Genomic DNA, 3879 nt, shown 5'->3' on the forward strand with positions numbered 1-3879 from the left:
GCCGCCCTGCCCTGAGCCGGCTTGGCCGCCGCCTCGCCCGGCCCGGCCTGAGGCGCTGCGCCCCCTACCAGCAGGCCGGCCTCCTGCAGGGCCTGGGCCTTTTTCGGGCCGATGCCGCGCACGCGTTCAGCCAGGTCGTTCAGCGACTCGAACTTGCCTCCCCGCTCGCGCTCCTTCACGATGATTTCCGCCATGCGCGGGCCTATGCCCCGGACGCCCTCGAGCTGCTGGGCGTTGGCCTGATTGACGTCTAGCGCGTGCGCCAGCGGCGCGACAAGACCCAGGCCCGCCGTCACCAGCAAGGCGCGCAGGACCTGCCGCAAGGGCCGCGGCCGGGCGCCGGAACCCACGGGCGAGCGCTGCCTGCGCCACCGCGCTTGAGGAGCGGGGCGGGCCGCGGCGGATTGAAGAAATGGATTCATCGAAGGTCTCCCTGGAGTCGGGCGCAACGGCTGTCACGCCACGCTCAGATCATGCCGGCGGCCTTCCAGCCTGCGGCGGCGCAGTGAACGGAAACATCCGCCCCGGCAAGCCGCCAGGCATAAAAAAACCACCGCGAACGGTGGTTTTCCTGTGGAGGCTCCGCGACTACGGCGCCGTTCGCCCTTATTTGCGGGCGCGCCAGTAGCGCACGTATTCGGTCACGCCGGTCCGTACATCGCGCATGGGCGCCTGGAACCCCGCCGCGCGCAGACGCGTGACGTCGGCCTGGGTGTAGCTCTGGTAGCGCCCCTTCAGATCGTCCGGGAACGGGATGTAGCGGATCAGATCCAGCTCGACCAGCTGCGCCAGCGTCAGTTCGGCTTCGCCGCGCTCGGCGCGCAACGCATTGACCACGCCAGCCGCCACATCGTTGAAGGGCTGCGCCCGGCCCGTGCCGCAATTGAAGATGCCCGACTGCTCCGGATGGTCCAGGAAATGCAGATTGACGGCAACCACGTCTTCGACGGAGATGAAGTCGCGGCTCTGGCCGCCATCCACATAGCCGTCCCAGCCCGCGAACAGGCGCACGTGTCCATGTTCCAGGAACTGGTTCATGTTGTGGAACGCCACCGAGGCCATGCGGCCCTTGTGCTGTTCGTGCGGGCCGTAGACGTTGAAATAGCGCAACCCCACGACCTGCGCCGTCAGGCTGTCCATGCGCTGGCGCAGGACCTGGTCGAACAGCAGCTTGGAATAGCCGTAGACGTTCAGCGGGCCTTCGTTGGCGGGATCTTCCACGTAGATGGACGAACCGCCATAGACTGCCGCCGAGGAGGCGTACAGGAACGGAATGCGGCGCTCCTGGCAGAACTCGAACAGCTCCAGCGTGACCCGGTAGTTGTTGTCGAGCATGTAGCGGCCGTTGCGCTCGGTCGTGTCGGAGCACGCCCCCTGGTGCAGCACGGCGCGGACTTCACGCAGGCTGCCGTCGAGGACGCGGCGGCGGAAGTCGTCCTTGTCCATGTAGTCGGCGATCTGGCAATCGACCAAGTTGACGAATTTGTCGCCTTCGGTCAGGTCATCGACCGCGATGATGTCCTGGATGCCGCGGCGGTTGAGCCCGCGCACCAGGTTGCTGCCTATGAAGCCCGCGGCTCCGGTAACGACGATCATGAGGATACTCCTGCCAATTCCGCGGCGGTGACGATGGACGTGCCGAGCTTGCCCACGGCGATGCCGCCGGCCTTGTTGGCCCAGCCCATCGCATCGACCCACGGCAGATCGATGGCGCGCGACACGGCCAGCGTGGCCAGCACGGTATCGCCCGCACCGGACACGTCGAACACTTCGTGCGCCTGGGCGTCGATATGGTCGCGTCCCGCGCCAGTAAACAAAGTCATGCCCTGCTCGGACCGCGTCACGAGCAAGGCTTCCAGATCCAGATCGGCGCGCAGGCGCTGCGCGCGATCGGTCAGTTCAGCCTCGGAATTCCAGCGGCCCACGGCCTCCTGCATTTCCGAGCGGTTGGGGGTGACCAGGGTGGCGCCGCGGTAGCGGGCGTAATCATGGCCCTTGGGGTCCACCAGCACCGGTACGCCAGCGCTGCGGGCCAGGGCGATCAGCGATTCGACCCGCGCCAGCACGCCCTTGGCGTAGTCGGACAGCACGACGATGTCATGGTTGGCCAGATGGCGGGCAAACGCGGCGTCGACGTTGTCCAGCGCGGCCTGTGCCGGATGCTGCTCGAAATCCACGCGCAGCAGTTGTTGCTGGCGGCCCAAGACACGCATTTTCAAGGTGGTGTGCAGGGACGGATCGGCGACCAGTTCGACCTGTATGCCGGCTTCGGCGGACAGGCGCCGGACGCTGTCGCCGGCCTCATCCTGGCCCAGCACGCCGACCAGGGTGACCTGGCCGCCCAGGGCCGCCACGTTACGGGCCACGTTGGCAGCTCCACCCAGGCGGTCTTCGCGGCGCGCCACGCGCACCACGGGGACCGGCGCTTCCGGCGAGATGCGTTCGACTTCGCCGAACCAGTACCGGTCCAGCATCACATCGCCCACCACGAGGACGCGGCTATGCGAAATGGCTTCGGCGGGAAAAGAGTTCATTCAAGTTCTTCCAAACGGCGCGGCGCATAGGTTTCCCAGGCATTGCAGCCGGGACATTGCCAGTAAAAGCGACGCGCTTGAAAACCGCAACTGCGGCATGCGTAGCGGTCCAGCCGCTGCGTATGCTTGTGTATCAGGCTGCGCAACAACGTCAGGTCGGCGCCTGGCACCGGCGCCTGCTCGGCGCTGCCTTCCGAATTGGCCAGTTCGGCCTCCAGCAGGCGGTCCAGCCCCAGCAGCGAGGGATGGCTGCGCAGCGCACCGCGGGCAAATGCCCATGACGGCGCGGCGCCTTGCTGGACGCGCAGCTCGCGGAACAGCACGTTGAACAGGTCCAGCGAAGCATGGCGCGCATACTGCTTCTGCAGCAGGTCCAGCCCGGCTTCCTCTTGATTGGCCGCCCGATAATTGGCCAATATCTGTTCGGCGACCAGGCCGGCGTATTCCGGAGCGTCGGTCATGATCGACTCCAGGTACAACCTTTCGCGCTTGGGGTCCTGCTCGATCAAGGCCAGGCGGGCGCGCAGCATCGCAGTGCGCACCATGCCGCCCTTGCTCGCACCGGCCTCGATGGCCGACAAGGCATGGTCGGCGGCGTCCAGTGCCTTGTGGGCCGCGTCGATGTCGGCGGGCTTGGCCGCCAACGCGGTCTGCGCCTGTTCGCAGTAGTAGTGCACGATTTGCGGCACCGGCTCGTCGACCAGGCCCTGCAGCGTCTTCACGGCCTCGATGGCGCGCGGCCAGTCGTGCTCGGATTCATAGATGCGGATCAGCGAGCGCAGCGCGGGCAAGGCATAGCGGGTGTCCTTGAGCTGCTCGAAGCCGCTTTCGGCGCGGTCCAGCATGCCGGCCTTCAGGAAGTCCTGCGCCAGCTCGTGCTGCGCATGCTCGCGTTCGGCGGAGGGCAGGTCGGAACGGTTCAAGAGGCTCTGGTGCACGCGGATGGCGCGCTCCATTTCCCCTCGGCGGCGGAACAGGCTGCCCAGCGCAAAGTGCAACTCGGTGGTTTCCGGGTCCAGTTTGGCCACTTCGACGAAGGCGTCGATGGCGCGGTCCGGCTCTTCATTGAGCAGGAAGTTCAGCCCGCGGAAATAGGAGTCGGGCAGGCTGCGGGTCTCCCGCAGCATTTGCCGGATATCGAAACGCGCGGCCAACCAGCCCAGCGCGAACAATACCGGCACGAAAATCAACCACCAAGGTTCAAAATCCACTATGCGGGCTCTTGCGGTAATTCAGTGCGGAAAGGGTACGGAGCCGGCGCGCGCGTCACAGCGGCGACATCGGAGCCACGGCCTCGGGCGGCACGGCGGGCGTGGTGCCGGCCACGGCGGCCTGGACGCGATCC

The 3879-nt window shown here is 66.7% G+C and carries 4 protein-coding genes; all 4 read right to left on the reverse strand.

Annotated elements, in window-relative coordinates:
- Positions 1 to 422, reverse strand: a 422-nt coding sequence (locus tag VIR09_RS02955; RefSeq protein WP_332011529.1) for a helix-hairpin-helix domain-containing protein, incomplete at its 3' end; no start/stop codon positions are given.
- Between the two features lie 184 nt (positions 423 to 606).
- On the reverse strand, positions 607 to 1596 hold the full coding sequence (rfaD, locus tag VIR09_RS02960) for an ADP-glyceromanno-heptose 6-epimerase (RefSeq protein WP_013392398.1): 990 nt from the start codon (positions 1594 to 1596) through the stop codon (positions 607 to 609).
- On the reverse strand, positions 1593 to 2534 hold the full coding sequence (rfaE1, locus tag VIR09_RS02965) for a D-glycero-beta-D-manno-heptose-7-phosphate kinase (protein WP_332011530.1): 942 nt from the start codon (positions 2532 to 2534) through the stop codon (positions 1593 to 1595). The genes rfaD and rfaE1 overlap by 4 nt, the downstream gene beginning before the upstream one ends.
- A complete protein-coding gene (gene lapB, locus VIR09_RS02970) occupies positions 2531 to 3745 on the reverse strand; it encodes a lipopolysaccharide assembly protein LapB (protein WP_332011531.1) in 1215 nt (404 codons plus the stop codon). The genes rfaE1 and lapB overlap by 4 nt, the downstream gene beginning before the upstream one ends.
- Positions 3746 to 3879: the final 134 nt, after the last annotated feature.

Source organism: Achromobacter sp., from assembly GCF_036567245.1.
GTDB lineage: Bacteria > Pseudomonadota > Gammaproteobacteria > Burkholderiales > Burkholderiaceae_B > Achromobacter.

What these genes read in the sequence shown, in the direction of transcription:
- rfaD (WP_013392398.1), bottom strand. Translation starts at nt 1,596, where the DNA reads ATGATCGTCGTTACCGGAGCCGCGGGCTTCATAGGCAGCAACCTGGTG.
- rfaE1 (WP_332011530.1), bottom strand. Translation starts at nt 2,534, where the DNA reads ATGAACTCTTTTCCCGCCGAAGCCATTTCGCATAGCCGCGTCCTCGTG.